25 protein-coding genes are annotated in these 24,441 nt (G+C 37.1%); 19 read left to right on the top strand and 6 right to left on the bottom strand.

The window, feature by feature from the left end:
* The 8 genes from ABH957_RS03685 to uvrC form a co-directional block, all read left to right on the top strand.
* Nucleotides 1-900, top strand: a 900-nt coding sequence (locus tag ABH957_RS03685) for a BclA C-terminal domain-containing protein (RefSeq protein WP_404510650.1), incomplete at its 5' end; no start/stop codon positions are given.
* Between the two features lie 193 nt (nucleotides 901-1,093).
* Complete coding sequence (locus ABH957_RS03680; RefSeq protein ID WP_404454185.1) at nucleotides 1,094-2,779, top strand: long-chain-fatty-acid--CoA ligase; 1,686 nt, start codon at nucleotides 1,094-1,096, stop codon at nucleotides 2,777-2,779.
* 106 nt (nucleotides 2,780-2,885) lie between these two features.
* A complete protein-coding gene (locus tag ABH957_RS03675; RefSeq protein ID WP_087945806.1) occupies nucleotides 2,886-3,473 on the top strand; it encodes a fatty acid metabolism transcriptional regulator FadR in 588 nt (195 codons plus the stop codon).
* A gap of 11 nt (nucleotides 3,474-3,484) precedes the next feature.
* On the top strand, nucleotides 3,485-4,261 hold the full coding sequence (locus ABH957_RS03670) for an enoyl-CoA hydratase (RefSeq protein ID WP_002088868.1): 777 nt from the start codon (nucleotides 3,485-3,487) through the stop codon (nucleotides 4,259-4,261).
* 78 nt (nucleotides 4,262-4,339) lie between these two features.
* On the top strand, nucleotides 4,340-5,113 hold the full coding sequence (gene etfB, locus ABH957_RS03665) for an electron transfer flavoprotein subunit beta (protein ID WP_404491125.1): 774 nt from the start codon (nucleotides 4,340-4,342) through the stop codon (nucleotides 5,111-5,113).
* Between the two features lie 36 nt (nucleotides 5,114-5,149).
* Complete coding sequence (etfA, locus tag ABH957_RS03660; RefSeq protein ID WP_404454182.1) at nucleotides 5,150-6,127, top strand: electron transfer flavoprotein subunit alpha; 978 nt, start codon at nucleotides 5,150-5,152, stop codon at nucleotides 6,125-6,127.
* A gap of 211 nt (nucleotides 6,128-6,338) precedes the next feature.
* Nucleotides 6,339-6,653, top strand: a complete 315-nt coding sequence (gene trxA, locus ABH957_RS03655; protein WP_000974757.1) for a thioredoxin — start codon at nucleotides 6,339-6,341, stop codon at nucleotides 6,651-6,653.
* 148 nt (nucleotides 6,654-6,801) lie between these two features.
* On the top strand, nucleotides 6,802-8,586 hold the full coding sequence (uvrC, locus tag ABH957_RS03650) for an excinuclease ABC subunit C (RefSeq protein ID WP_002088863.1): 1,785 nt from the start codon (nucleotides 6,802-6,804) through the stop codon (nucleotides 8,584-8,586).
* Between the two features lie 115 nt (nucleotides 8,587-8,701).
* Here uvrC and ABH957_RS03645 read toward each other — a convergent pair whose 3' ends face one another.
* Nucleotides 8,702-9,151 carry a YslB family protein gene (locus ABH957_RS03645; RefSeq protein WP_404454176.1) on the bottom strand — a complete coding sequence of 150 codons (450 nt, stop codon included), beginning with the start codon at nucleotides 9,149-9,151 and terminating at the stop codon, nucleotides 8,702-8,704.
* A gap of 298 nt (nucleotides 9,152-9,449) precedes the next feature.
* On the opposite strand from ABH957_RS03645, the gene sdhC reads away from it, so the two are divergent.
* From sdhC to ABH957_RS03625, 4 genes are all read left to right on the top strand, one after another.
* A complete protein-coding gene (sdhC, locus tag ABH957_RS03640; RefSeq protein ID WP_002015407.1) occupies nucleotides 9,450-10,076 on the top strand; it encodes a succinate dehydrogenase cytochrome B558 in 627 nt (208 codons plus the stop codon).
* Nucleotides 10,077-10,089: 13 nt separating this feature from the next.
* Nucleotides 10,090-11,883: a succinate dehydrogenase flavoprotein subunit gene (sdhA, locus tag ABH957_RS03635; RefSeq protein WP_002034228.1), complete on the top strand. Its 1,794-nt coding sequence runs from the start codon at nucleotides 10,090-10,092 to the stop codon at nucleotides 11,881-11,883.
* Nucleotides 11,876-12,637: a succinate dehydrogenase iron-sulfur subunit gene (gene sdhB, locus ABH957_RS03630; RefSeq protein WP_002088861.1), complete on the top strand. Its 762-nt coding sequence runs from the start codon at nucleotides 11,876-11,878 to the stop codon at nucleotides 12,635-12,637. Before sdhA ends, sdhB begins: the two co-directional genes overlap by 8 nt.
* Before the next feature lie 236 nt (nucleotides 12,638-12,873).
* On the top strand, nucleotides 12,874-13,317 hold the full coding sequence (locus ABH957_RS03625; RefSeq protein ID WP_002015410.1) for an acyl-CoA thioesterase: 444 nt from the start codon (nucleotides 12,874-12,876) through the stop codon (nucleotides 13,315-13,317).
* Between the two features lie 36 nt (nucleotides 13,318-13,353).
* Here the strand turns inward: ABH957_RS03625 and ABH957_RS03620 are convergent, their stop codons facing one another.
* The gene (locus tag ABH957_RS03620) at nucleotides 13,354-14,133 is read right to left on the bottom strand and encodes a M15 family metallopeptidase (protein ID WP_404491124.1); all 780 of its coding nucleotides are present in this window, start codon (nucleotides 14,131-14,133) and stop codon (nucleotides 13,354-13,356) included.
* 254 nt (nucleotides 14,134-14,387) lie between these two features.
* Here ABH957_RS03620 and motA point away from each other — a divergent pair, with 254 nt between their 5' ends.
* Nucleotides 14,388-15,182, top strand: a complete 795-nt coding sequence (gene motA, locus ABH957_RS03615) for a flagellar motor stator protein MotA (RefSeq protein WP_002129301.1) — start codon at nucleotides 14,388-14,390, stop codon at nucleotides 15,180-15,182.
* On the top strand, nucleotides 15,172-15,960 hold the full coding sequence (gene motB, locus ABH957_RS03610) for a flagellar motor protein MotB (RefSeq protein ID WP_002184884.1): 789 nt from the start codon (nucleotides 15,172-15,174) through the stop codon (nucleotides 15,958-15,960). Before motA ends, motB begins: the two co-directional genes overlap by 11 nt.
* Nucleotides 15,961-15,988: 28 nt before the next feature.
* On the opposite strand, the gene ABH957_RS03605 is transcribed toward motB, so the two are convergent.
* The gene (locus tag ABH957_RS03605) at nucleotides 15,989-16,816 is read right to left on the bottom strand and encodes a 5'-nucleotidase, lipoprotein e(P4) family (protein WP_404443469.1); all 828 of its coding nucleotides are present in this window, start codon (nucleotides 16,814-16,816) and stop codon (nucleotides 15,989-15,991) included.
* Nucleotides 16,817-17,169: 353 nt separating this feature from the next.
* Here ABH957_RS03605 and ABH957_RS03600 point away from each other — a divergent pair, with 353 nt between their 5' ends.
* The 3 genes from ABH957_RS03600 to ABH957_RS03590 all read left to right on the top strand — a co-directional run bounded on the left by ABH957_RS03600 (nucleotide 17,170) and on the right by ABH957_RS03590 (nucleotide 19,985).
* Nucleotides 17,170-18,054 (top strand): ABC transporter ATP-binding protein, encoded by an 885-nt coding sequence (locus ABH957_RS03600; RefSeq protein ID WP_404454173.1) that lies wholly within the window; start codon nucleotides 17,170-17,172, stop codon nucleotides 18,052-18,054.
* Between the two features lie 2 nt (nucleotides 18,055-18,056).
* Nucleotides 18,057-19,283: an ABC transporter permease gene (locus tag ABH957_RS03595; RefSeq protein WP_404491123.1), complete on the top strand. Its 1,227-nt coding sequence runs from the start codon at nucleotides 18,057-18,059 to the stop codon at nucleotides 19,281-19,283.
* A gap of 270 nt (nucleotides 19,284-19,553) precedes the next feature.
* Nucleotides 19,554-19,985, top strand: coding sequence for an Rrf2 family transcriptional regulator (locus ABH957_RS03590; RefSeq protein ID WP_002112095.1), 432 nt, complete (start codon nucleotides 19,554-19,556; stop codon nucleotides 19,983-19,985).
* Between the two features lie 61 nt (nucleotides 19,986-20,046).
* On the opposite strand, the gene ABH957_RS03585 is transcribed toward ABH957_RS03590, so the two are convergent.
* Nucleotides 20,047-20,712 (bottom strand): aquaporin, encoded by a 666-nt coding sequence (locus tag ABH957_RS03585; RefSeq protein ID WP_002067333.1) that lies wholly within the window; start codon nucleotides 20,710-20,712, stop codon nucleotides 20,047-20,049.
* A gap of 142 nt (nucleotides 20,713-20,854) precedes the next feature.
* On the bottom strand, nucleotides 20,855-21,820 hold the full coding sequence (locus tag ABH957_RS03580; RefSeq protein WP_002145507.1) for a DMT family transporter: 966 nt from the start codon (nucleotides 21,818-21,820) through the stop codon (nucleotides 20,855-20,857).
* A 100-nt stretch (nucleotides 21,821-21,920) separates the two neighbouring features.
* On the opposite strand from ABH957_RS03580, the gene ABH957_RS03575 reads away from it, so the two are divergent.
* Nucleotides 21,921-22,493, top strand: coding sequence for a helix-turn-helix domain-containing protein (locus ABH957_RS03575; protein WP_002015333.1), 573 nt, complete (start codon nucleotides 21,921-21,923; stop codon nucleotides 22,491-22,493).
* A gap of 74 nt (nucleotides 22,494-22,567) precedes the next feature.
* Here the strand turns inward: ABH957_RS03575 and ABH957_RS03570 are convergent, their stop codons facing one another.
* Entirely contained in the window at nucleotides 22,568-22,753 is a 186-nt protein-coding gene (locus ABH957_RS03570; RefSeq protein ID WP_002088845.1) for a PspC domain-containing protein, read from the bottom strand.
* Nucleotides 22,754-23,117: 364 nt separating this feature from the next.
* Between ABH957_RS03570 and ABH957_RS03565 the strand changes: the two genes are divergently transcribed.
* The gene (locus ABH957_RS03565) at nucleotides 23,118-24,359 is read left to right on the top strand and encodes an amidohydrolase family protein (protein WP_404491122.1); all 1,242 of its coding nucleotides are present in this window, start codon (nucleotides 23,118-23,120) and stop codon (nucleotides 24,357-24,359) included.
* Nucleotides 24,360-24,441 lie beyond the last annotated feature (82 nt).

Genomic DNA, 24,441 nt, shown 5'->3' with positions numbered 1-24,441 from the left:
GCAACAGGAGCAACAGGAGCAACAGGAGCAACAGGAGCAACAGGAGCAACAGGAGCAACAGGAGCAACAGGAGCAACAGGAGCAACAGGAGCAACGGGAGCAACAGGAGCAACGGGAGCAACGGGAATAACGGGAGCAACGGGAGCAACAGGAGCAACGGGAATAATGGGAGCAACGGGAGCAACAGGAGCAACGGGAATAATGGGAGCAACGGGAGCAACGGGAGCAACGGGAGCGACAGGTTCAACGGGAGCAACAGGAGCGACAGGTCCAACAGGTCCAACAGGCCCAACAGGAGCAACAGGAGCAACAGGAGCAACAGGAGCAACAGGAGCAACGGGAGCAACAGGAGCAACGGGAGCAACAGGAGCAACGGGAGCAACAGGAGCGACAGGTCCAACAGGTCCAACAGGCCCAACAGGAGCAACAGGAGCAACGGGAATAACGGGAGCAACGGGTGAAACAGGAGCGACGGGAGTAACAGGTACAAGTATAACTGCGACGTATGCATTTGCGAATAATACATCAGGAGCGGCAATATCAGTGCTTCTTGGTGGAACAAATGTCCCACTTCCAAATAATCAAAATATCGGTCCAGGAATTACAGTATCGGGGGGGAACACAGTATTTACGGCCGCAAATGCGGGGAATTATTATATTTCATATACAATTAATATAACGGCTTCATTATTAGTTAGTTCGCGAATTACAATTAATGGTGCACCGCTTGCTGGAACTATCAATTCCCCTGCATTAGCAACGACATCATTTAGTGCAACAATTATTACGACTCTTGCAGCGGGGAGTGCAATTAGTTTGCAGTTATTTGGATTGTTAGCTGTTGCCACGTTATCAACGACTACACCTGGTGCAGTTTTAACGATTATAAGATTAAGCTAAGTAACGTGAACTCTCTTATTCTTTTAAAATTAGGAGAGTTTCTACATATAATAAGAAGTTAAGGAAGTAAAGCATAGTTATAAAAAAGTCAGAATATTATGATTGTAACGCTGTTATGACTATAATATAATGAAAACAACTATCATGAATGAACATTCATTTATTTTCACAAGTATTGGAAGGGGGAATGAGAGTGGAAAAACCTTGGCTGCAGAGTTATCCAGATGAAATTCCAGGGACAATTTCTTATGATATTCAGCCACTTCATGGATATTTAGAGAAAATGGCTGCTCGTTATCCAGAAAAGAAAGCGCTTCACTTTTTAGGTAAAGATGTTACATTTTCAGATTTTCATGACAAGGTAAAGAAATTTGCGAATTACCTTCAAAGGCTTGGTATTGAAAAAGGCGATAGAGTTGCGATTATGTTACCGAATTGTCCGCAATCTGTAATTGGTTATTATGGTACTTTGCTTGCGGGAGGGATTGTCGTACAAACGAATCCTCTTTATACAGAAAGAGAGCTGGAGTACCAACTTCATGACTCAGGGGCAAAAGTTATTCTTTGCCTGGATTTAGTGTTTCCGAGAGTTACTAACGTTCAAACTGCAACAAAGCTTGAGCACATTATCGTGACCCGTATTGCAGATTTTTTACCATTTCCTAAAAATTTACTTTATCCATTTGTACAAAAAAAGCAGGCAAATCTTGTTGTGAATGTGTCGGAAAGCGAAACGATTCATCTTTGGAAATCGGTAGAAAGAGAAAGTAGTACTAATGTTGAAGTTCCATGTGATCCTGAAAATGATTTAGCCCTTTTGCAGTATACAGGGGGAACGACAGGGTTTCCAAAAGGGGTTATGTTAACGCATAAAAACCTCGTTTCGAACACTTTAATGGGAGCGCATTGGTTATATAATTGTAAAGAAGGAGAAGAGGTAATTCTTGGTGTTCTTCCGTTTTTTCATGTGTACGGGATGACAGCTGTAATGAATTTAAGTATTATGCAAGGATATAAAATGGTGCTTATTCCGAAGTTTGATATGAAAATGGTTTTTGAAGCAATTAAGAAACATAAAGTTACACTATTTCCAGGAGCACCAACCATTTATATTGCTCTATTAAATAGTCCTCTTTTAAAAGAATATGATATTTCTTCAATTCAGGCTTGTATTAGTGGTTCTGCACCGCTTCCTGTAGAAGTGCAGGAGGAGTTTGAGAGAGTTACAGGTGGTAAATTAGTAGAGGGTTATGGATTAACGGAGTCATCACCAGTTACACATGGGAATTTTTTGTGGGAAAAGCGTGTGCCGGGAAGTATTGGGGTACCGTGGCCGGATACAGAGGCAATCATCATGTCACTTGAAACAGGAGAGTCATTACCTCCAGGTGAAATTGGTGAAATTGTTGTAAAGGGCCCACAAATTATGAAAGGGTATTGGAATAAGCCAGAAGAAACGGCAGCTGTACTGCAAGATGGCTGGCTCCATACAGGTGATGTAGGATGCATGGATGAGGATGGCTTTTTCTATGTGAAAGATCGTAAGAAAGATATGATCGTTGCTAGTGGCTTTAACGTATATCCTCGTGAAGTAGAAGAAGTGTTATATGAGCACGAAAAGGTGCAAGAAGTGGTAACAATCGGTGTTCCTGATCCGTATCGAGGGGAAACTGTAAAAGCGTTTGTTGTTTTGAAAGAAGGCGCTGAGTGTTCTGAAGAAGAATTAGATCAGTTTGCACGTAAATATTTAGCAGCTTACAAAGTTCCGAAGGTATATGAGTTTAGAAGTGAGTTGCCGAAGACGACAGTCGGAAAAATTTTACGTCGTGTCCTAATAGATGAAGAGAAGAGAAAGAATGAGGATGAGCAAACGGGCTAAGGCCCTTTCTTTTTGAAAAAATAGGATTGACACTTTTCTAAATAGTCAGTATTATAAGAATATGAATGACTATTCATTCAGTCATCTTCTTGAAGGGGACAGTAAAGTGAAGAAAAATAGACCGAAATACAATCAGATTATTGATGCTGCAGTCATTGTGATTGCGGAGAATGGATACCATCAAGCGCAAGTTTCTAAAATTGCAAAGCAAGCTGGGGTAGCTGATGGCACGATTTATTTATATTTTAAAAATAAAGAAGATATATTAATATCCTTATTCCAAGAGAAGATGGGAGAATTTGTTGAAACAATTCGTCAAAAAATAGCAGGAATTGAAAGCGCTGTAGCGAAGTTATTCATGTTGGTAGAAACGCACTTCTTGCTGTTGTCACAGAATGATCCTCTTGCTATCGTTACGCAATTAGAGCTAAGGCAGTCCAATCAAGACTTGCGCCTTAAAATAAATGAAGTATTAAAAGGCTACTTACAAGTTATGGATGAGATTTTAGAGACAGGTATAAAGCAAGGTGAATTTCAGGCGGATTTAAACGTTCGCGTGGCAAGACAAATGATCTTTGGAACAGTAGATGAAGTTGTGACCAATTGGGTAATGAGCGATCATAAGTATGATCTGGTCGCACTTTCAAAAACGGTACATGGGCTACTTATTGCAGCTTGTGGTTATCGTAAATAATGGGAGGGATCATGTTGAAATTCCTATCTGTAAAAGTTGAAGATCATATCGCGGTGGCGACGTTAAACCATGCTCCAGCTAATGCGATGTCTTCACAAGTTATGCATGACGTTACTGAATTAATCGATCAAGTGGAAAAGGATGATAACATTCGTGTTGTTGTTCTACATGGTGAAGGACGCTTCTTCTCAGCAGGGGCAGATATTAAAGAATTTACATCTGTTACTGAAGCGAAGCAAGCAACAGAGTTAGCACAGCTTGGACAAGTTACGTTTGAGCGTGTTGAAAAATGTTCAAAACCAGTTATTGCGGCAATTCATGGAGCGGCACTTGGCGGCGGCCTGGAGTTTGCTATGTCTTGCCACATGCGCTTTGTAACTGAAAGTACAAAGCTTGGTTTACCTGAATTAACACTTGGATTAATTCCTGGTTTTGCAGGTACACAGCGCTTACCACGTTATGTTGGTAAAGCGAAAGCTTGTGAAATGATGTTAACAAGTACACCAATTACTGGCGCAGAAGCATTACAATGGGGACTTGTTAACGGAGTGTTTTCTGAAGAATCCATTTTAGAAGATACGCTTAAAATTGCAAAACAGATTGCTGGAAAAAGCCCAGCAACAACTCGTGCTGTGCTAGAGTTATTACAAACGACAAAATCGTCTCATTATTATGAAGGTGTACAGCGTGAATCACAGATTTTTGGTGAAGTATTTACGAGTGAAGATGGAAGAGAAGGCGTAGCAGCGTTTTTAGAAAAACGTAAGCCTTCATTTAGTGGTAGGTAATCCAATTATTTTTTTAATGCAAATTAACAGAATTTTAAAATTGATAGAATCTTTCTGAAAAATAAGGGGGTAAATGAAATGAACATCTACGTACTCATGAAACGAACATTTGATACAGAAGAAAAAATCGTAATTAAAAACGGTGCAATTTACGATGGCGAAGCGGAATTCATCATCAACCCTTACGATGAATATGCGATTGAAGAAGCAATTCAAGTAAGAGATGCACAAGGTGGAGAAGTTACTGTTATAACAGTTGGTGGCGAGGATAGTGAAAAAGAACTTCGCACAGCATTGGCGATGGGCTGCGATAAAGCGGTACTAATTAACATTGAAGATGATGTTGAGAATGGTGACCAATTTACAACAGCAAAAGTACTTGCTGAATATTTAAAAGATAAAGAAATAGATTTAATTTTAGGCGGGAACGTTGCGATTGACGGTGCATCTGGACAAGTTGGTCCACGATTAGCTGAAGCGTTAAATATCCCATACGTAACGACGATTACGAAGCTTGAAATTGATGGTACAAATGTGAAGATTGAGCGTGATGTTGAAGGGGATACAGAAGTAATTGAATCATCATTACCTATTCTAGTAACAGCGCAACAAGGTTTAAATGAACCGCGTTATCCATCACTTCCAGGTATTATGAAAGCGAAGAAGAAGCCACTAGAAGAAGTAGAATTAGATGATTTAGATTTAGAAGAAGATGATGTGGAAGCAAAAACAAAAACAATTGAAATCTATTTGCCTCCTAAGAAAGATGCAGGAAAAGTGTTACAAGGCGAGCTGCAAGATCAAGTAAAAGAACTTGTATCGTTGCTCCATACAGAAGCGAAAGTAATCTAATAAAATACGAAATTATATATGCAGGAGGGAAAATCTATGGCTCGTAAAGTATTAGTAATGGGTGAAGTTCGTGATGGATCGCTACGTAACGTTTCGTTTGAAGCGGTAGCAGCAGCAAAAACAATTGCAGAAGGCGGTGAAGTGGTAGGTCTTCTAGTTGGAGACAGCGTTGCCTCTTTTGCAAATGAATTGATTCATTACGGTGCAGATCGCGTTGTGACAGTTGAAAATGATAAATTAAAATCATATACATCTGATGGTTATGCACAAGCATTTTTAGCTGTATATGCTGAAGAAAATCCAGAAGGCATTGTATTTGGACATACAGCACTTGGTAAAGATTTATCACCAAAATTAGCAGCGAAGCTTGAAGCTGGTTTAATTTCTGACGTGACGGCTTTAGAAGTTGAAGGTGGAAATGTTATCTTCACTCGTCCAATTTACTCTGGTAAAGCATTCGAGAAGAAGATTGTAACAGATGGTATATTATTTGCGACAGTGCGCCCAAATAATATCGCAACTCTTGAAAAAGATGAATCTCGCACAGGTGAAGCGTCTTCTATTACAGTTGATGTGAAAGATCTACGTACAATCATTCAAGACGTTGTCCGTAAAACGGCAGAAGGTGTTGATCTTTCTGAAGCGAAAGTTATTATCGCTGGTGGACGTGGTGTGAAGAGTGAAGAAGGATTTAAACCGTTAAAAGAATTAGCTGACGTACTAGGCGGCGCTGTTGGAGCATCTCGTGGTGCTTGTGATGCAGAGTACTGTGATTATTCATTACAAATTGGTCAAACAGGTAAAGTTGTTACACCAGACCTATACATTGCATGCGGGATTTCTGGTGCGATTCAGCATTTAGCTGGTATGTCTAATTCAAAAATAATTGTTGCGATTAATAAAGATCCAGAAGCTAGTATCTTCAAAGTAGCTGACTATGGTATTGTCGGTGATCTGTTTGAAGTATTACCTCTTTTAACAGAAGAGTTTAAAAAGTTAAAAGTACATTCATGATTTGAGTACCCTTGAGTTCCAAGTGAAGTACCCCTATATATAGAAAAAGGTGAGAGATCCCCTGTCTCTCATCTTTTTAGTATTTCATCCATATTTTTATATAGTATAAAGGAACATTTTTTTGTTACAATACATAACGATACATAATATTCGCCACGTATAAAAGTTAATGATATACTCTTGGTAGAATATACTTGAAGGAGGAAATAAAATGGCAATTATAAATGCAAATGACCAAAGCTTCGCAGCTGAAACTAGCGAAGGTGTTGTACTATTAGATTTCTGGGCGCCTTGGTGCGGACCTTGTAAAATGATCGCTCCTGTATTAGAGGAAATCGATTCAGAGTTAGGCGAGAAAGTAAAAGTAGTAAAAGTTGACGTTGATGAAAACCAAGAAACTGCTCGTCAATTCGAAGTAATGAGCATTCCAGCTCTTTTCGTATTAAAAGATGGTAAAGTGGTTGATCAAGCGTTAGGATATAAACCGAAAGAAGCGTTAGTAGAATTAGTTTCTAAACACTTCTAAAATAAAGAAGCTACCAGTTGGTAGCTTTTTTTATTTTCTTTTTTACAACCTTTCCGTTACAATAAAAGAACGTATGTTGGGTGTTTTGGCATAGTATGTTTTTATGTGAAAATAAAAATGATAAGCATGTAGAAATGGAGGGAGACGAGTGCACGAGCATTTAAAAGAGAAGTTAGCAATTTTGCCCGATCAACCTGGTTGTTATTTAATGAAGGATAAGCAGGGAACGGTTATATATGTCGGAAAAGCAAAGGTACTCAAAAATCGTGTGCGCTCGTACTTTACTGGTTCGCATGATGGGAAAACACTTCGGCTTGTTGGAGAAATTGTTGATTTTGAATATATTGTGACTTCCTCAAATTTGGAGGCTCTTATTTTAGAGTTAAATTTAATAAAAAAATATGATCCAAAATATAATATTCAATTAAAAGATGATAAAACATATCCTTTCATTAAAATTACAGCTGAAAAACAGCCGCGCTTACTCATTACGCGAAATGTAAAAAAGGATAAAGGAAAGTACTTTGGGCCTTATCCAAATGCGCAATCGGCACATGAAACAAAGAAATTATTAGATCGTATGTATCCACTTCGTAAATGTTCAAATATGCCAGATAAAGTTTGCTTGTATTATCATATGGGTCAATGTTTAGCACCTTGTGTGAAAGAAGTAACGGATGAGCAAAACAAAGAAATTGTTGATGAAATTATTAAATTCTTAAACGGTGGGCATAAAGAAATTCGTTCAGAATTAGAAACGAAGATGTATGAGGCTTCAGAAAAGCTAGAATTTGAACGGGCGAAAGAGTTGCGAGATCAAATTGCTCATATTGATGCAATTATGGAAAAGCAAAAGATGATTATGAGTGATTTAGTGGATCGTGATGTGTTTGGATATGCAGTTGATAAAGGGTGGATGTGTGTTCAAGTTTTCTTCGTTCGAAAAGGAAAGCTAATTGAACGTGATGTTTCTATGTTCCCGATTTATGATGAACCAGAAGAGGGATTTTTAACTTTTATCGGTCAATTTTATGAAAACAGTAGTCATTTCAAGCCGAAGGAAATTGTTGTTCCAGGAAGTATAGATTCAGAATTAGTAGAGCGCTTTTTAGAAGTTGAAGCGACACAGCCGAAGCGTGGGAAGAAAAAAGATCTTGTGGAATTAGCAAATAAAAATGCAAAAATTGCACTAGAAGAGAAATTTCACTTAATTGAACGTGATGAAGAACGGACGATTAAAGCTGTTGATAATCTCGGGAAGCAACTAGGGATTGAAACACCATATCGTATTGAAGCGTTTGATAATTCGAATATTCAAGGAACAAATCCTGTTTCAGCAATGATTGCTTTTATCGATGGGAAACCAGCGAAGAAAGAATATCGGAAATATAAAATTAAAACGGTTCAAGGTCCTGATGATTACGAGTCTATGAGGGAAGTTGTAAGACGCCGTTATACGAGGGCGCTTAAAGAAAATTTACCTTTACCAGATTTAATCATTATTGATGGTGGAAAAGGCCATCTGGCCGCTACAAGTGATGTTCTGGAGAATGAACTCGGATTATATATTCCAATGGCAGGGCTTGTAAAAGATGACAAACATAAAACATCACATTTAATCATTGGAGATCCGCCTGAACCTGTGATGCTTGAGAGGAATAGCCAAGAATTTTATTTATTACAACGCATTCAAGATGAAGTGCATAGATTTGCAATTACATTCCATCGCCAGTTGCACGGGAAATCGGTCATTCAATCAGCATTGGATGATATTCCAGGAATCGGCGATAAACGAAAAAAGGTATTGTTAAAACATTTTGGCTCGTTAAAAAAGATGAAAGAAGCTTCCATAGCTGAATTTGTCGAAGCAGGTATGCCGAAAAATGTTGCAGAGATGATATATACTTATTTAACAGATAAGAAGACGTTGTAGTTTACAACGTCTTCTGTTTTTTGGTATAATTTCTGAATATTTAAAATAAACTCACCTGAATGAATATACAAAAAAGTCAACTAAACTTATATGTCTAGTTGACTGTAAGTAGATGCTACACTTCAATGAGATCTTTCATATCCCATTTAACAAGAAATGTAATAGAGTCTGAACGTTTTTTCTGTTCCTCATAGGACTCTGCAACGACGTTTCTTTGTCTTTGAATTTGCTCGGCGATAAATCCAGCTTCTAATTGATAAGATGAATGTCTTTTTTGTTTTTGACGCTCAGTAATAAGTGTACCTTTAAGTTGAAACTGCATTTCACGACGTTTATGTTCAATGATGCTTAAAGTGCCCCAACCAGCTTTTTCAAAAAACTGAATGACTTCTTCAATTGTTTCTAGCGGATATTTTCTCCCAAGGTTTCTACCGGCCCAGTATAAAATACCATCTAAATCGTTACCAATTAAATCAGGTAGTAATTCTTCACGTAGCAATTCATAAGCGAAGGCGTTCAATGAAACATCTTCTAAAGATGTTATATCGATTGTATTTTTGCTCACAATATTCCCCTCTTTCTATAGGGATTATTATATAACATTTTTCATTTATAAAAACAGATTTTTCTTTGGGTAAATCTGAATATATAAGAAAAAAAAAGAATTGGCAAATTATATGCAAATTATGTATACGTTTTCTTGACGCTTCGACAAAAATAGGGGTAAAATGAACTTGGAATCAAATTATGCTGAAATATTTTGAATAATTTTTTCAGTTTTTCTTATGCCAATAGTGAAAAAACATTATTGTTGTAAATTAATCTGAAAACAGCAGTCAAACATTCAAGGGGGTAATGGGGACATGAAAGGCCGCGAGTATACGTTTCGTAAGTGGCACTCATTAATGGGGGTCATCCCGGTTGGTGTCTTTTTGACGCAACATTTAATTGTAAACAACTTTGCAACAAGAGGAGCAGAGGCTTTTAACAAAGCTGCAGGCTTTATGGAGCTCCTTCCATTCCGGTATGCGCTAGAAATTTTCATCATCTTTTTACCTATACTGTACCATGCTATATATGGCTTATATATTGCATTTACAGCTAAGAACAATGCGGTATCTTACGGCTATTTCCGTAACTGGATGTTCGTCTTCCAACGAATTTCAGGTATCGTTACGCTGATCTTCATTTCTTGGCACGTCTGGGAAACTCGTATTCAAGCATTGTTAGGTAAAGAGGTAAACTATGATATGATGGCAGATATTTTAAACAACCCATTTATGTTTGGTTTCTATTTAGTTGGTGTTGTTTCAACAATTTTCCACTTTGCAAATGGACTATGGACATTCTGCATAAGCTGGGGAATTACAGTATCTCCACGTTCACAAAGAATCTCTACTTATGTAACATTAGCTATTTTCTTAGGTCTATCTTATGTAGGTGTGAGTGCATTATTAGCGTTCATCGATCCACAGCTAGCAAACCAGTAAGGAGTGGGAGAGCATGAAAGGGAAACTTATAGTAGTCGGCGGTGGCTTGGCCGGCTTAATGGCAACGATTAAAGCGGCAGAAGCAGGAGTAAATGTTGAACTATTTTCTTTAGTACCAGTAAAACGTTCACATTCTGTATGTGCCCAAGGTGGAATTAACGGTGCCGTAAATACAAAAGGTGAAGGGGATTCTCCATGGATCCACTTTGACGATACAATTTATGGTGGGGACTTCTTAGCGAACCAACCACCAGTTAAAGCGATGTGTGATGCAGCACCTGGTATTATTCATTTAATGGACCGCATGGGTGTTATGTTCAACCGTACGGAAGAAGGACTTCTGGATTTCCGTCGTTTCGGTGGAACACAACATCACCGTACAGCATTTGCTGGCGCAACAACTGGTCAACAATTACTATATGCATTAGATGAGCAAGTACGTCGTCATGAAGTAGCAGGACTTGTAACGAAATATGAAGGTTGGGATTTCTTACGAGCTGTTGTAGATGATGAAGGTGTGTGCCGAGGAATCGTCGCGCAAGACTTACAAACTATGGAGATAAAAAGTTTCCAAGCTGATGCCGTGATTATGGCAACAGGGGGCCCTGGTATCATCTTTGGAAAATCAACAAACTCTATTATTAATACAGGTACAGCAGCGTCTGCTGTATATCAACAAGGTGCATATTATGCGAACGGTGAGTTCATTCAAATTCATCCAACGGCAATTCCTGGAGACGATAAGTTACGTCTTATGAGTGAATCTGCACGTGGTGAAGGTGGACGTGTTTGGACGTATAAAGATGGTAAGCCATGGTACTTCTTAGAAGAAAAATATCCAGCTTACGGAAACCTTGTACCTCGTGATATTGCAACGCGTGAAATCTTTGATGTTTGCGTAGAGCAAAAACTAGGTATTAACGGTGAAAACATGGTGTACTTAGATCTTTCTCATAAAGATCCGAAAGAACTAGATATTAAACTTGGTGGAATTATTGAAATCTATGAGAAATTTACAGGTGATGATCCTCGTAAACTACCAATGAAAATCTTCCCAGCAGTTCACTATTCAATGGGCGGATTATGGGTTGATTATAAGCAAATGACAAGCATTCCAGGTTTATTTGCAGCAGGTGAGTGTGATTATTCTATGCACGGTGGTAACCGCCTTGGTGCGAACTCATTATTATCAGCAATTTACGGTGGTATGGTAGCAGGACCGAACGCAATTGAGTATATGAAAGGTCTTTCTAAATCATCTGATGCTGTTTCATCTACTGTATATGAGCAAAATGAATTAATCGAAACAGAGAAATTTAACAATATTTTAATGCTTGATGGTAACGAAAATGCATATGTTCTTCATAAAGAGCTTGGAGAATGGATGACAGATAACGTTACAGTAGTTCGTGAAAATAAAAAGTTACTAGAAACTGATGCGAAAATTGAAGAGTTAATGGCGCGTTACAAACGCATTAACATTAACGATACAGCAAGATGGAGTAACCAGGGTGCTTCATTTACACGCCAACTTGCAAATATGTTCGAGTTAGCACGTGTTATTACAATTGGCGCATATAACCGTAATGAAAGCCGCGGAGCGCATTACAAACCAGAATTCCCAAATCGTGATGATGCAAACTTCTTAAAAACTACGATGGCGAAATTTGAGGGAGAAGGAAAGGCACCAGCATTCCATTACGAAGAAGTGGATGTTTCATTAATTAAACCACGTAAACGTGACTATTCCTCAAAACATGATGTAGCTGCTAAGGGTGAAGAGAAGGGGGATAAACAACATGTCTGAGAAAACAATCCGCCTCATCATTACGAGACAAGATGGCCCAGATGCACAAGAGTTTGACCAAGAGTTTGAAATTCCATATCGTCCTAATATGAATATTATTTCGGCGCTTATGGAAATTCGCCGTAATCCTGTCGACTCAAAAGGGAACCAAACAACTCCGATCGCATGGGATATGAACTGCTTAGAGGAAGTATGTGGAGCATGTTCGATGGTGATTAACGGAAAACCACGTCAATCATGTACAGCCCTTATTGACCAGTTAGAGCAACCAATTCGCTTAAAGCCGATGAAGACATTCCCGATTGTACGTGATTTACAAGTTGACCGTAGCCGTATGTTTAACGCGTTAAAACGTGTTAAAGCTTGGATTCCAATCGACGGTACGTACGACCTAGGGCCAGGTCCAAGAATGCCAGAGAAAAAGCGTCAATGGGCATATGAACTTTCGAAATGTATGACATGTGGTGTTTGCTTAGAGTCATGTCCGAACGTAAACAGTAAGTCTGACTTTATTGGACCAGCACCGCTTTCACAAGCGCGTTTATTTAACTCGCATCCAACTGGTGAAATGCATAAAGCAGATCGCTTACGTGCAATTATGGGTGATGGAGGACTTGCAAACTGTGGTAACTCTCAAAACTGTGTGCAATCATGTCCGAAAGGTATTCCATTAACAACTTCAATTGCAGCATTAAACCGTGATACAACAATTCAATCGTTCAAAGATTTCTTTGGTAGCGACAATAACTATTAATAAATATTGCCTCTTCATGTTGAAGAGGCAATATTTATAACTTTATATTTCTGTTTATCCCGCATTAACGGGCAGTAAAACTCCCACCTCAAAATTCAGGTGGAGCAAAGAAGCTAGGTGGGAGATCAACTGCCCGTAAACGCCCGATTGATTCAACTAATAATCATTGGGGGATGAACAAAACCCCCACTGATTAAAGTTTCACTTTATTTTAAGGGCGAAAAGGAGAGGGAACGATGAAGAGAATTTCTTATATTGAAGACTTTGAGCAATGGGAAAGTGGTTTTTCATTTTATAATCCTGTCAAAGTTCGTTTTGGTGAAGTAGATATGTTTGGACATGTAAATAATGTCGTTGCTTTTACATATTTTGAAGAAGCGCGTATCGCATTGTTTAAAGAACTCGGATTTATGCAAGAATGGACACATGAATCATCAGAAACGATGATAGTCGTCGCAGATCTACAATGCAATTTTATTAAACAAATTTATTTTGATGAGCAGTTGAAAGTATATGTAAAGGCGGGAGCGGTTGGGAATTCCTCTTTAGATTTACACTATATGGTCAAAAATGCAGAAGGAGAAGTTTGTTTAGTTGGACGCGGTATGATGGTCCAAGCATCGAAAAAAACTGGAAGAGGCGAACCGTGGCCTGAGGAATGGAAGGAATTATTACAATAATAGAATAAAAGAAAAATAAGAGAGCGATTCGCTCTCTTATTTTTTGTCCTTCGTTGCCTCTTCTAATGTTAGGTGGTGCTTATATATGTATGCGGCATATGGATTGCCAACGTAGCGTAAGTGCCACGGTTCATATGAATATTCTGTTGTCTCTGTTTTATCCTCTAAATAATGAATGACAAATCCGAACTCATGGGCATGTTCTGCAACCCATTTTCCTTCTGCTGTCTCTCCGAAAATTGGTTCTAATTGGAATTTGGCGGATTTTGAGCTAATATCCATTGCTAGACCAGTTTGATGCTCACTTGTTCCAGGAATTGCACTTACCGAATCAGCCTCAGCTTTTCCTTGGCGTTTAATATATGTATTATGTAATGACTGTTGGCGTTTGTAAGAACGGTAACCTGAAACTGCTGTAAGTTCTAAACTTTCTTTTTTCGCTGCTTGGAACATTTTTTCAAGAGCGTCTGCAGCATCTTTGCGAAGTAATGTTTTCTCTTTATCTTTTGGACTAGTAAATGGTACGTTCGGTTTCGTTAAATCTTCTGGAATGTACCCATCTGGTAATTTACGATGTTTATTGACTAACACAAGAGCAGAATCTGGGTTTGTTACAACGGAAAAATTATCATCTAGTTTCTTTGCATTATGATCAGCTTTTGGGAAAGCAGGAATCTCTTCTTTTGGATGGTTACTATGTTTTTGACTTTCGACAGCTTTCGCCTCATTTTGCAGTGGTGATTTAGAACCAAAGTAAGCGAAAGATGTGATACCGATTACAATAGTAGTGACAGAAATAATTATTATCTTTTTCATGATACCTTGTAATCACTGTCCTTTCTTAATAAAATATGTATCGTTTTTATTATAAGTCTAGTTTATTGAAAAAGAAATATAAGAGTCATAACGTAATAGAAACGCAAAGAAAATGTCAGAAAATGTAGTGTTTTTTCATATAATTCATTTATTATCTTTCATGAAGTTCATTTTTTATGTAATATATGTATATAAGAAGATGTAGCGATTATTAAGGATAAAGGACTTCTTGTATAGACTAGGAGTGAATGGGAATGGATTTTGCAACAATTATTGGAATCATTTTAGGAGTGTTGGCAGTAGTAGTAGGAATGGTCGTCAAGGGTGCTGACATAACAGCCTTACTAAACCCTGCGGCAGCACTAATTATTTTCGTCGGTACATTTGCTGCAGTGTGTATTGCATTTCCGATGAATCAACTAAAAAGAGTTCCAAAATTATTTAAAGTTCTTTTTGGTTCAAATAAAAAAGATTTAAGTTATGAACAATTGCTAGAATTATTTGTTCATTGGACATCTGAGAGTAGAAAATACGGTATTTTGTCTTTAGAGCAACAATTAGATGAAATTGAAGATGAATTTCTTTTGCGTGGTATGAAATTTGTTATTGATGGTGTATCTGCAGAGGATTTAGAACAAATTTTAGAAGCCGAATTAGAAGCGATTGAAGAGAGACATGCAAAAGGGGCTGCTATTTTTTCGCAAGCTGGTACATATGCACCTACACTAGGGGTTTTAGGTGCTGTTATTGGTCTTGTAGCTGCACTTGGAAATTTAACTGATATTGAAAAGCTAGGGCATGCTATTTCAGGTGCGTTTATTGCAACGATTTTCGGTATTTTTTCAGGTTACGTATTATGGCATCCATTTGCAAACAAATTGAAGCAAAAGTCTGCTGCTGAATTAGAGAAGAAACGTTTAATTATTGATTGTTTATTAATGTTACAAGAAGGTACATATCCGTTTATTATGAAGAACCGTATTTTAGGTGCACTTTCTGCAACTGAGCGTAAAAAGCTAGAAAAAGGAGCAGAAAAAAATGCGGAGTAAGAAAAATAGAAGAGGTAAAAAGAAAAAACATGATGAGCATATCGATGAAACTTGGTTAATTCCATATTCTGATATGTTAACGTTGTTATTTGCATTGTTCATCGTATTATTCGCAATGAGTAGTATAGATGCTGCGAAGTTTAAACAGATGGCAGTTGCTTTTCGAAGTGAGTTAGCCGGTGGAACAGGAAATAAAGAATTTTTAAGCGATCAAAAACCAAATGAGGAAAAAGAATTATCAGCAAATAGCCTTGAGGCAGAACAAGCAAAAAAACAAGCGGAAGATAGAGCTAAAGAAAAAAAAGAAATGGATGAGTTGAAAGCATTACAAAAAAAGATTGATCAATATATTAATGAGAAACAATTATCCTCTTCTTTTCAAACTAAGTTAACTGAAAAAGGATTAATGTTAACGATATTAGAAAATGTACTATTTGATTCAGGGAAAGCAGATGTGAAGTTGGAATCGTTAGGGATTGCAAAAGAGATGTCTAACCTACTTGTTTCAGCATCACCTCGTGAAATTACAGTGTCGGGTCATACAGATACGGTTCCTATCGCAAATGCTCAGTTTGCATCAAACTGGGAGTTAAGTACACAGCGTGCAGTTAATTTCATGCAGGTGTTACTCCAAAATAAAGAATTGCAACCAGAAAAATTTAGTGCAGTTGGTTATGGAGAATACCGCTCAATTGCACCAAATGATACGCCAGAAGGAAAAGCGAAAAATAGACGTGTTGAAGTGTTTATCTTGCCTTTAACAAGAAATATGCAATAAAAGAGGATGGCGCAAGCCATCCTCTTTGTTATTTTGCATCAAATGATTTTAAGTTTTCATGACGAATTTTGTCTTTTTCTGCATCTGATTTTTTGAAATTATAATCGTATAAAGCGCCTTCCCAGTCACCGTACATTGGGTTAGGGAAAATGATGAATTTTTCACCAAATTGTGCTTTTGATTCTGCCACTGTTTCATTGCGATCTTTTACAGATTTTCCATCAAAACCAGTGAAATCAGATAAGTTGTCACCGAAGAATAGGACGATGTCATGTGTTTGAGAAACAAGTTCACGACGTTTTTCTTTCCCTTTTTCTTTCGGATCTTGTAATAAGATATGCTCTTTCGTTGCTTGAGGAGCCCCTACGCGCTCAAGGTTTTTAATAGTTGCATCTAGTTGATTCGTTTTGCGATTTGAGATGTAGTAAATATCTACACCTTTAGACTCTGTATATTTTAAGAAATCAATCGCGCCTGGAAGAGCTTCAGCTTCAGCTTTACTAATCCAATCGTCCCATTTATAAGGATAGCCTTTTCCTGTTTTTACGCTCATTGCTTGATGAGGACTGTTATCTAAAACAGTTTCATCTAAATCAAGTACGATAGCAGGTTTTTTGTTTGTGCCTTTTGCAAGAGCTGCATCAAGCTTCAATTGACCAATATTATATCCTTGGTAGTATAGTGCTTTCGTTTCACCAGCTGTTTGATACCATAAATCAGCCATCAATTGCTGGTCTGTTAATTTTACTTTTTCTTCTTTCGCCACTGTTTTCTCAGCTGTTCCTGAACATGCTACAAGCGATGTGGAAAGAACGGCTACAGATAATAAAGTGGTAATACCCCTCTTCATCTTCATATGTATCCTCCTTGATGTTAGTAAATCATTTAATATTATATATTAAAATATAATGCTTTTTATATTTTTTTTTATGAACATTTGCATATTGTCTTTTGTATATGTAGTAGTTTGTCCTATATTAGAAAGATGGGTTAAATAATAATAATTATTTTGACAAGTTTTATTGTCGTAATGACAATTATAATTGACAAAAACAGGATTTTTATTTACAATTTTAACCAAATGAAACAAATGATGGGTTAGATGTAGTGATACATATAAGAGAATGAAATATAGTACTATATTTCATTCTGAACAATCATAGGCTTTAACAGAGGGTACGAATGATACTAAAGGGGAGGCTTTATACATTGAGTTTACAAATTCAAAACTTAACAAAAATATTCGGAGAATCTAAAGCAGTTAATGGTTTGCAAATCTCGTTACCGAAAGGTGAAGTGTTAGGGTTACTTGGCCGAAATGGTGCAGGGAAAACAACGACAATTAAAATGTTACTAGGTTTATTAACGCCAAATGAAGGTTCTATTACGTGGGATGGAAAATCATTTGGTGATAGCGGGGTAACAATTGGATATTTACCAGAAGAAAGAGGATTATATACAAAAAGTAGAGTAATAGATCAGTTGCGATATTTTGGCAGATTAGAAGGAATGACGAAAAAAGAAGTGGATCTTGCAATTGATCACTGGTTAGAACGCTTAGCAATTCCAGAATATAAATTTAAAACGGCGGGAGAACTTTCGAAAGGGAATCAGCAAAAAATTCAATTGATTGCTGCTCTTCTTCATGATCCAGAACTTCTTATTTTAGATGAACCATTTAGCGGACTTGATCCAGTTAATGCGGGAATGCTAGCTAGTATTATTGGAGAACAAGTACAGGACGGAAAGACAATTATTTTATCAAGTCACCGTATGGAGCAAGTAGAGGCTTTTTGCCAACATGTATGTATTTTGAAAAAAGGCGAAGCGGTTGTAGAAGGACAGTTAAGTGATATTAAGAAAGAATACGGTTTTCGTAATTTAACGATTGAAGATACAGTAGAGAATGAAAAGGGATTAGAAGCTATACACGTTCCGTATGAAAAACAACAAGGCCTTCTTTATGTAAAAGTACAAGGCGATGCAGAAGCTCTAAAGATTTTGCAACAGTTGCAAGAACAAGGTGTTGGTTTACGACAATTTAAAATGTTAGAGCCGACGTTAAACGAAATCTTTGTAGAGAGGGCGAAATAAAGATGCGTAAATTTTCTCATGTATTTTCATTTTATTTTAAAGAAGCATTTTTATCTAAAAAATCATTAATTACGAGTGCGATTTTATTTTTGGTTGTGTTTGGGATTTTTGCATTTAATCATTTTACTTCAGGCGATGATAAAAATAAGGATAAAGATAAAATTGCAGTTGTAGTAGAGAGTTCCACATACAAAGTACAAAAAGAAGAGCTAAATAAGCTATTGCCATCAGCAAAAATAACGGTCGGTTCAAAAGATGATTTTGATAAACTACATAAGCAAGTAGAAGAGGGAGATTTAGATGGTCTATTCCATGTGACGGAAAAGGATGGGACTCCAGCAGTTACATATATGTATAATGGATTTCCAAGCCAAGCGACTTCTGCGATTATGGCGGGTTATTTAAAACAACAATATACGAAGGTGACGATTGCAAAAAATAATGTTTCACCAGAAATTGCGCAGCAATTACAAGCAGAAATTCAAGTGAAGCAAGAAGCGATAAAAGATCGTACATCTTCTTTCGGAATTGCATATTTCTTTACATTTGCTTTGTATATGTTTATTGTAGCTTTCGGAAATACAATCGCAATGAATATTGCATCTGAAAAGGCGTCACGTGTAATGGAAGTAATGCTTCCGAAAGTAAAGCCTCTTACGATGATGTATGCGAAAATCTTAGCGGTTGTTTCAACGGCGTTATTGCAACTTGTAATATTGGCTTGTGGTTATCTTATTCCTTATTTGTTAGGTTGGGTCGATTTAGAAAGTGCTTCATTATTTGGTGTTCCCATTGACTTTACAAAATTAGATGCAAAGGTTATAAGTATGTTCCTTGTTTATTTCATTACGGGGTATTTACTTTATGCGATGATGTACGCTGCGGCTGGAGCTGTTGTGTCTAAGACAGAGGATTTACAAGCTGTATCTTTCCCAGTAATGATTTTGATCATGGCTGCATTCTTCATTAGTATTAAATCATTAAGTGATCCGAATAGTACTATTGTTGTTGTAAGTTCGTATGTTCCGTTTTTCACACCGATGGTTACCTTCTCGCGGATTGTAGCTGGTGAAGCTGGTATGTTAGAGATTACGATAACATTAGTAGTTTTATTGGCGACGATTGGTATATTAAATGCTATTACAAGCCGTATCTATGTAAATGGTGTAATGAATTACTCTGATAAAGTGAAGTTTAAAGATTTGGCGAAATTTATAAAGCGTCAATAATGGGAGAAAAGCATGATTTTCTAATGGAATCATGCTTTTTCTTTACCCCGCATTAACGGGCAGTAAAACTCCCATCTCAAAATTCAGCTGGAGCAAAGAAGTTAGATGGGAGATCAACTGCCCGTAAACGCCCGATTGGTTCAACTAATAATCAGTGGGGGATGAACAAAACCCCCACTGATTAAAGTTTCACTTTATGTATAAATTAAAAATAGTATATAATAATAAGAGTTGTCTTTTAATAGAATGAATAAAAAGGAGGGTGTGCAGATGGGAATTAGTAGTCGTTTTACAGTAGGTGTTCATATGTTAACGTTACTTGCAATAGATCGAAACTCTCGCTGTACCTCTGAATGGATTGCTGGTAGTGTGAATACAAATCCAGTTGTGATTCGTCGCATTACAGGAATGTTGAAGAGAGCAGGACTTGTTGATGTACAAGCTGGTAAAGGTGGTACGACACTTGCTCGTGATTTAGATGAAATTACATTACTTGATGTATATAAAGCTGTGGAAGTTGTAGAAGAAGGACATCTATTTTCTTTCCATGAAAATCCCAACATTGAATGTCCAGTAGGAGCTAATATTCAATCGGTATTAGAGATTGTTTTAATACAATCGCAAGAAGCGATGGAAAACGTACTTGCAAATGTAACGGTGCAGCAATTAGTTACAAATTTAAAGTCGAAAATTAAAGAATAAAAAAAAGCGAGCTTCCTCATGATGAGGGCTCGCATTTTTTTATTCGGAAATATTGAAAATTCTATTTTTCAGTATTTAAAATAAACTTTCCTACAACAGCTGCTACGATACCACCAAAAATTGGGGCAACGATGAACACCCATAGTTGAGAAATTGCTTCTCCGCCAGCGAATAGAGCTGGTGCGATACTACGAGCTGGGTTAACAGATGTTCCAGTTAACGGAATACCTAATAAGTGAATTAATACTAATGTGAAACCAATTACTAGTCCAGCTAAAGAAGAACTTCCCTTTTTACCTGTTACAGCAACGATAACTAAAACAAATACGAAAGTTAAAATGAATTCAACTAAAAATGCTCCAGATAAACCAAGAGTTCCAAAACTATTTTGTCCTAAATTATCTAAAGGTAATTTAGCAGATCGTAAAATTGTTACTAACGTTGCAGTTCCTAATAAACCACCTAAAATTTGGGCTAATAAATAATAGCTAAGTTCCATAGCGTTCATTCTTTTATTGATGAACATAGCGATTGATACTGCTGGATTAATATGACACCCAGAAATTGTTCCAATACTATATGCCATAGCCACGATAGATAATCCGAAAGCCATAGCGATACCTAACGTTCCAATTCCTTCAATTCCGCCACCAATGACAGCTACTCCAGTTCCGAATAATACAAGTACAAATGTACCAATAAATTCAGCAATTGCTTTTTTTAACATAATTTACCTCCTATTAATGCGCATGAAACGTATTATAACATAGGTTTTAGTATAAATAGCTAATGAAATACTATTCTGATAAGGCGAAATAGGGAGACAATAAAAATGGATATGGTTCTATAAAGAAGAACCATATCCATTTTTATGCTGATTTTTTTTGTTTAATGACTGGAACAGAACGGTTTAAAACACTATTTACGACCATTCCTAGCATGATAATAATCATCCCAATCAGTGACAGACCGCTAGGGAATGAACCATTTAAGAAAATAATCTCACCAAGCACAGTGAAGACCATCGTTCCAGCTTGTGTTGCTTCAACAGCTCCAAGTAAAGCAAGATTGTTTTTTGCTAAGTCAGTAGCAAAGAAAAATGTCATCGTCGCAATAACTCCGGAACATAATGCTAACAAAAATCCTTGCATCATTTGATTTGATGATGGAATACCGGTAGTGGAAAATCCGTATATAGCAAGTAGAATTGTAATAGGGAGACTTCCGATTGCCATTCCTAATACACGTTGGAATGTATCAAGACGCCCGCCAACAAGTTCCATCATTTTTCGGTTACCGAAGGGATATAAGAAAGCTGCTAAAACGACAGGTAAAAAACCAGAAATGAATTGAGTCATTGTAATATGCCCTGCTTCAGTAGCTTGCATACAAAGTACACCAAGTAAAATAAATAAAGCGACGTATAAACTGCGCAGTGGGATTTTTCCACGTACAAGTTTTGTACCTGATTTTGTTTCTATTTTAATGAAGAATAATGGCGATAAAAGTAAACCTGCTAATATCGTAACTTGCCAAGTTCCAGCAACGAGCCAAGCTGGAGAAAAAACAGCTGCGAAACTTAATAAAGAATAGAAGCCGATGCCAGCGACAGAGCCCCACCCGATCCATACAAATGGATGTTTTTTTAATTCTTCCCATAAAGCTCCTAAGTTTTTGCGAAATAAAACGATAAGGAATAAAATAGGGAGAGCAAATAGAAAACGGAAGGAAGCAGTCCAAGCCCAGCTTGTTCCAGATACATTCATTGCTCTGTTAATAATAAAGGTTGCAGAAAAAAAGGCCGATGATAAAAGACCTAGTAGTATTGCGCGCATGAAGTATGGCACTCCTTTCGAAATTGAGTATTTATGTATAGTATAATATACTTAAAGTGAATAAAAGTAAACTATTTTATATTTTAAGGTGGTTTTATAGATGAAAGAAAATGAGGACATGCAAACAAAAGAAGTGATCCAGCAAGTAGGTCAGTTATTAAGACAAATTCGAAATGAACAAAAATTAAGTTTAGAAGATTTAGCCCAAAAAACAGGGGTTAGTAAATTAACATTAGGGAAAATTGAGAGAGGTGAAACGAATCCAACGTTAGCTGTCATTTGGAAAATAACGAAAGGGTTATCGATTCCTTTATCGAGATTAATGGTTGTTGGAGAACCTGTAGCTGTTGCGCGCTGCGGAGAAGGATTTGCAGTAGATGTAGGACAAGCATGGCATTTAGAAACGATGTTCCGTTACACGAAAGAAACAGGGATGGAAATGCACCGTGCTTGTTTAAGAGCGAATAGTATATATGAACCGGAAGCTCATCATGAAGGAGCAATTGAGCTTGTAACAGTAATGAAAGGGAAAGTTTCTATTCAAGTTGAGAATGACGTATATGTGCTAAATGAGTTTGACTCCATTCAGTTTGAAGCGAATAAGAAACATAGTTATAAAAATGAAGAGGATGAAGTGGCGGTATTACATTTAACGATGAAATATTCTTCATGAAAAAATCACCTATAGAAAAGAATTCTATAGGTGATTTTTTATATGCTCTTCTTACGTATATGGAATGATACCAGTTAGTACGCGCGTGGCATAAGTAATAAACAAATAAAATAAACTAAAAATCCCGTTCCAAAACATAGAATAGCAATGACCCAAATAATACGAATGAGAGTAGAGCTAATATCAAAATATTCTCCTAAACCACCGCATATACCAAATAACATTTTATCAGTTTCGGATTTATATAACCTCTTCGACATATTATGATCCTCTCCTTTTTATATCACCGCTGTTATGTATGAGTGATACAGTGTACTTTTATTCTATATGGAAATTTATCCCGCTATTTGTGGGCAGTAAAACTCCCACCTCAAAATTCGGCTGAAGCAAAGAAGTTAGGTGGGAGATCAACTGCCCGTAAACGCCCGATTGGTGAAGGCTAATAATCAGTGGAGGATGAACCCCCCCACTGATTATAGTTTCACTTTATGAGAAGACCATTAGGTTATATTACATTTTTTTGTGAAAGGACAATACAGTGGATTAATTGTCTTAATTTTCAGTTGGTATTAAAATGAAAATGAGGGTGTGACGTATTTTCTAATATAAGGTGGGGAAATGGTAATGACATTATATTGGTTGACTAATGTAAAGCTTGAAACAGGTTATACATATGAAGAAGCGAAAATTTCACAAACGGAAACTGAGATATGCAGTCTTCTTATTGAAGATGGGCGAATTAAAAGAATTATATCGGGAATCGCCCAAGAGGAAGGGACGTTAACTTTTGATGCTAATCGTTTATTAGTTTTACCAGCTTTTGAAGAGATGCATATTCATATTGATAAAACATATTATAGTGGGCCTTGGAAAGCTTGTATGCCAGCAAAAAATATTTTTACACGTTTTAATGAAGAAAAAACGATTTTACCAAAGCAATTAGCAACTGCTCAAGACAGGGCGGAAAATATGCTAGAGTTATTGCTTCGAAATGGCGCAACAAATATTAGAACTCATTGTAATGTGGATCCGGTTATTGGACTTCGTAATTTAGAGGCAACGTTAGCAGCTTTAGAAACATATAAAGATCGGTTGTCTGGTAGAATAGTTGCATTTCCGCAACATGGATTATTGCGAAGTAATTCTATGCAACTTGTGAAAGATGCGATGCGTATGGGCGCACAATTAGTTGGCGGAGTGGACCCAGCTACAGTAGATAATGATATTGAAAAATCATTACATACGATTATGGACATTGCGGTAGAATTTAACGCGGATGTTGATATTCATTTGCATGATGCAAATAACCTTGGAACGTTTACAATGAAGAGATTGGCAAGTCTAACAGAGGAAGCAGGATGGCAAGGTCGTGTAACAATTAGTCATGCGCTTGGACTTGGTGGTGTTACTAATAAAGAAGCTGAAGAAGTGGCAGAAAGACTAGCAGCATTAAAGATTGATATCACTTCAACCGTTCCAATCGGTAAACAAGTAATCCCAATTCCGTTACTAGATCGAAAAGGAGTTAAAGTTTCATTAGGAAATGATAGTATTACAGATCATTGGTCTCCGTTTGGCACAGGTGATATGCTTCAAAAGGCAAATCGATTGGCAGAACGATTTGGTTGGAGTGATGAAAAATCTTTAGGAAAAGCTCTTCGTTTTATTACAGGAGGGAAAGCTACGCTAAACGATGAAGGCAAGAGATTATGGCCAAATGTAGGAGATGAGGCAAGTTTTGTCTTGACGAATGCAACATGCGCCGCGGAAGCAGTGGCTCGTCAAACAGAGAAGCGTGTAGTTATGTATAAAGGGAATGTTGTTATAGGAGATTTAGATCAAGTGAAATCTGATAATCTTGTATAGAGGAATCGTTTAGATGTTTTGAGAAGGGTTCTAATTGTGAAAATAGAACCCTTCTTTTTTATTTAGTAGAAACAGGGAAGTA

Origin of the sequence: Bacillus sp. RC242, assembly GCF_044908245.1 — a bacterium.
Classification (GTDB): domain Bacteria; phylum Bacillota; class Bacilli; order Bacillales; family Bacillaceae_G; genus Bacillus_A; species Bacillus_A mycoides.
The sequence above is the reverse complement of the archived record's forward strand: the minus strand, read 5'-3'. Positions and strand labels throughout refer to the sequence as shown.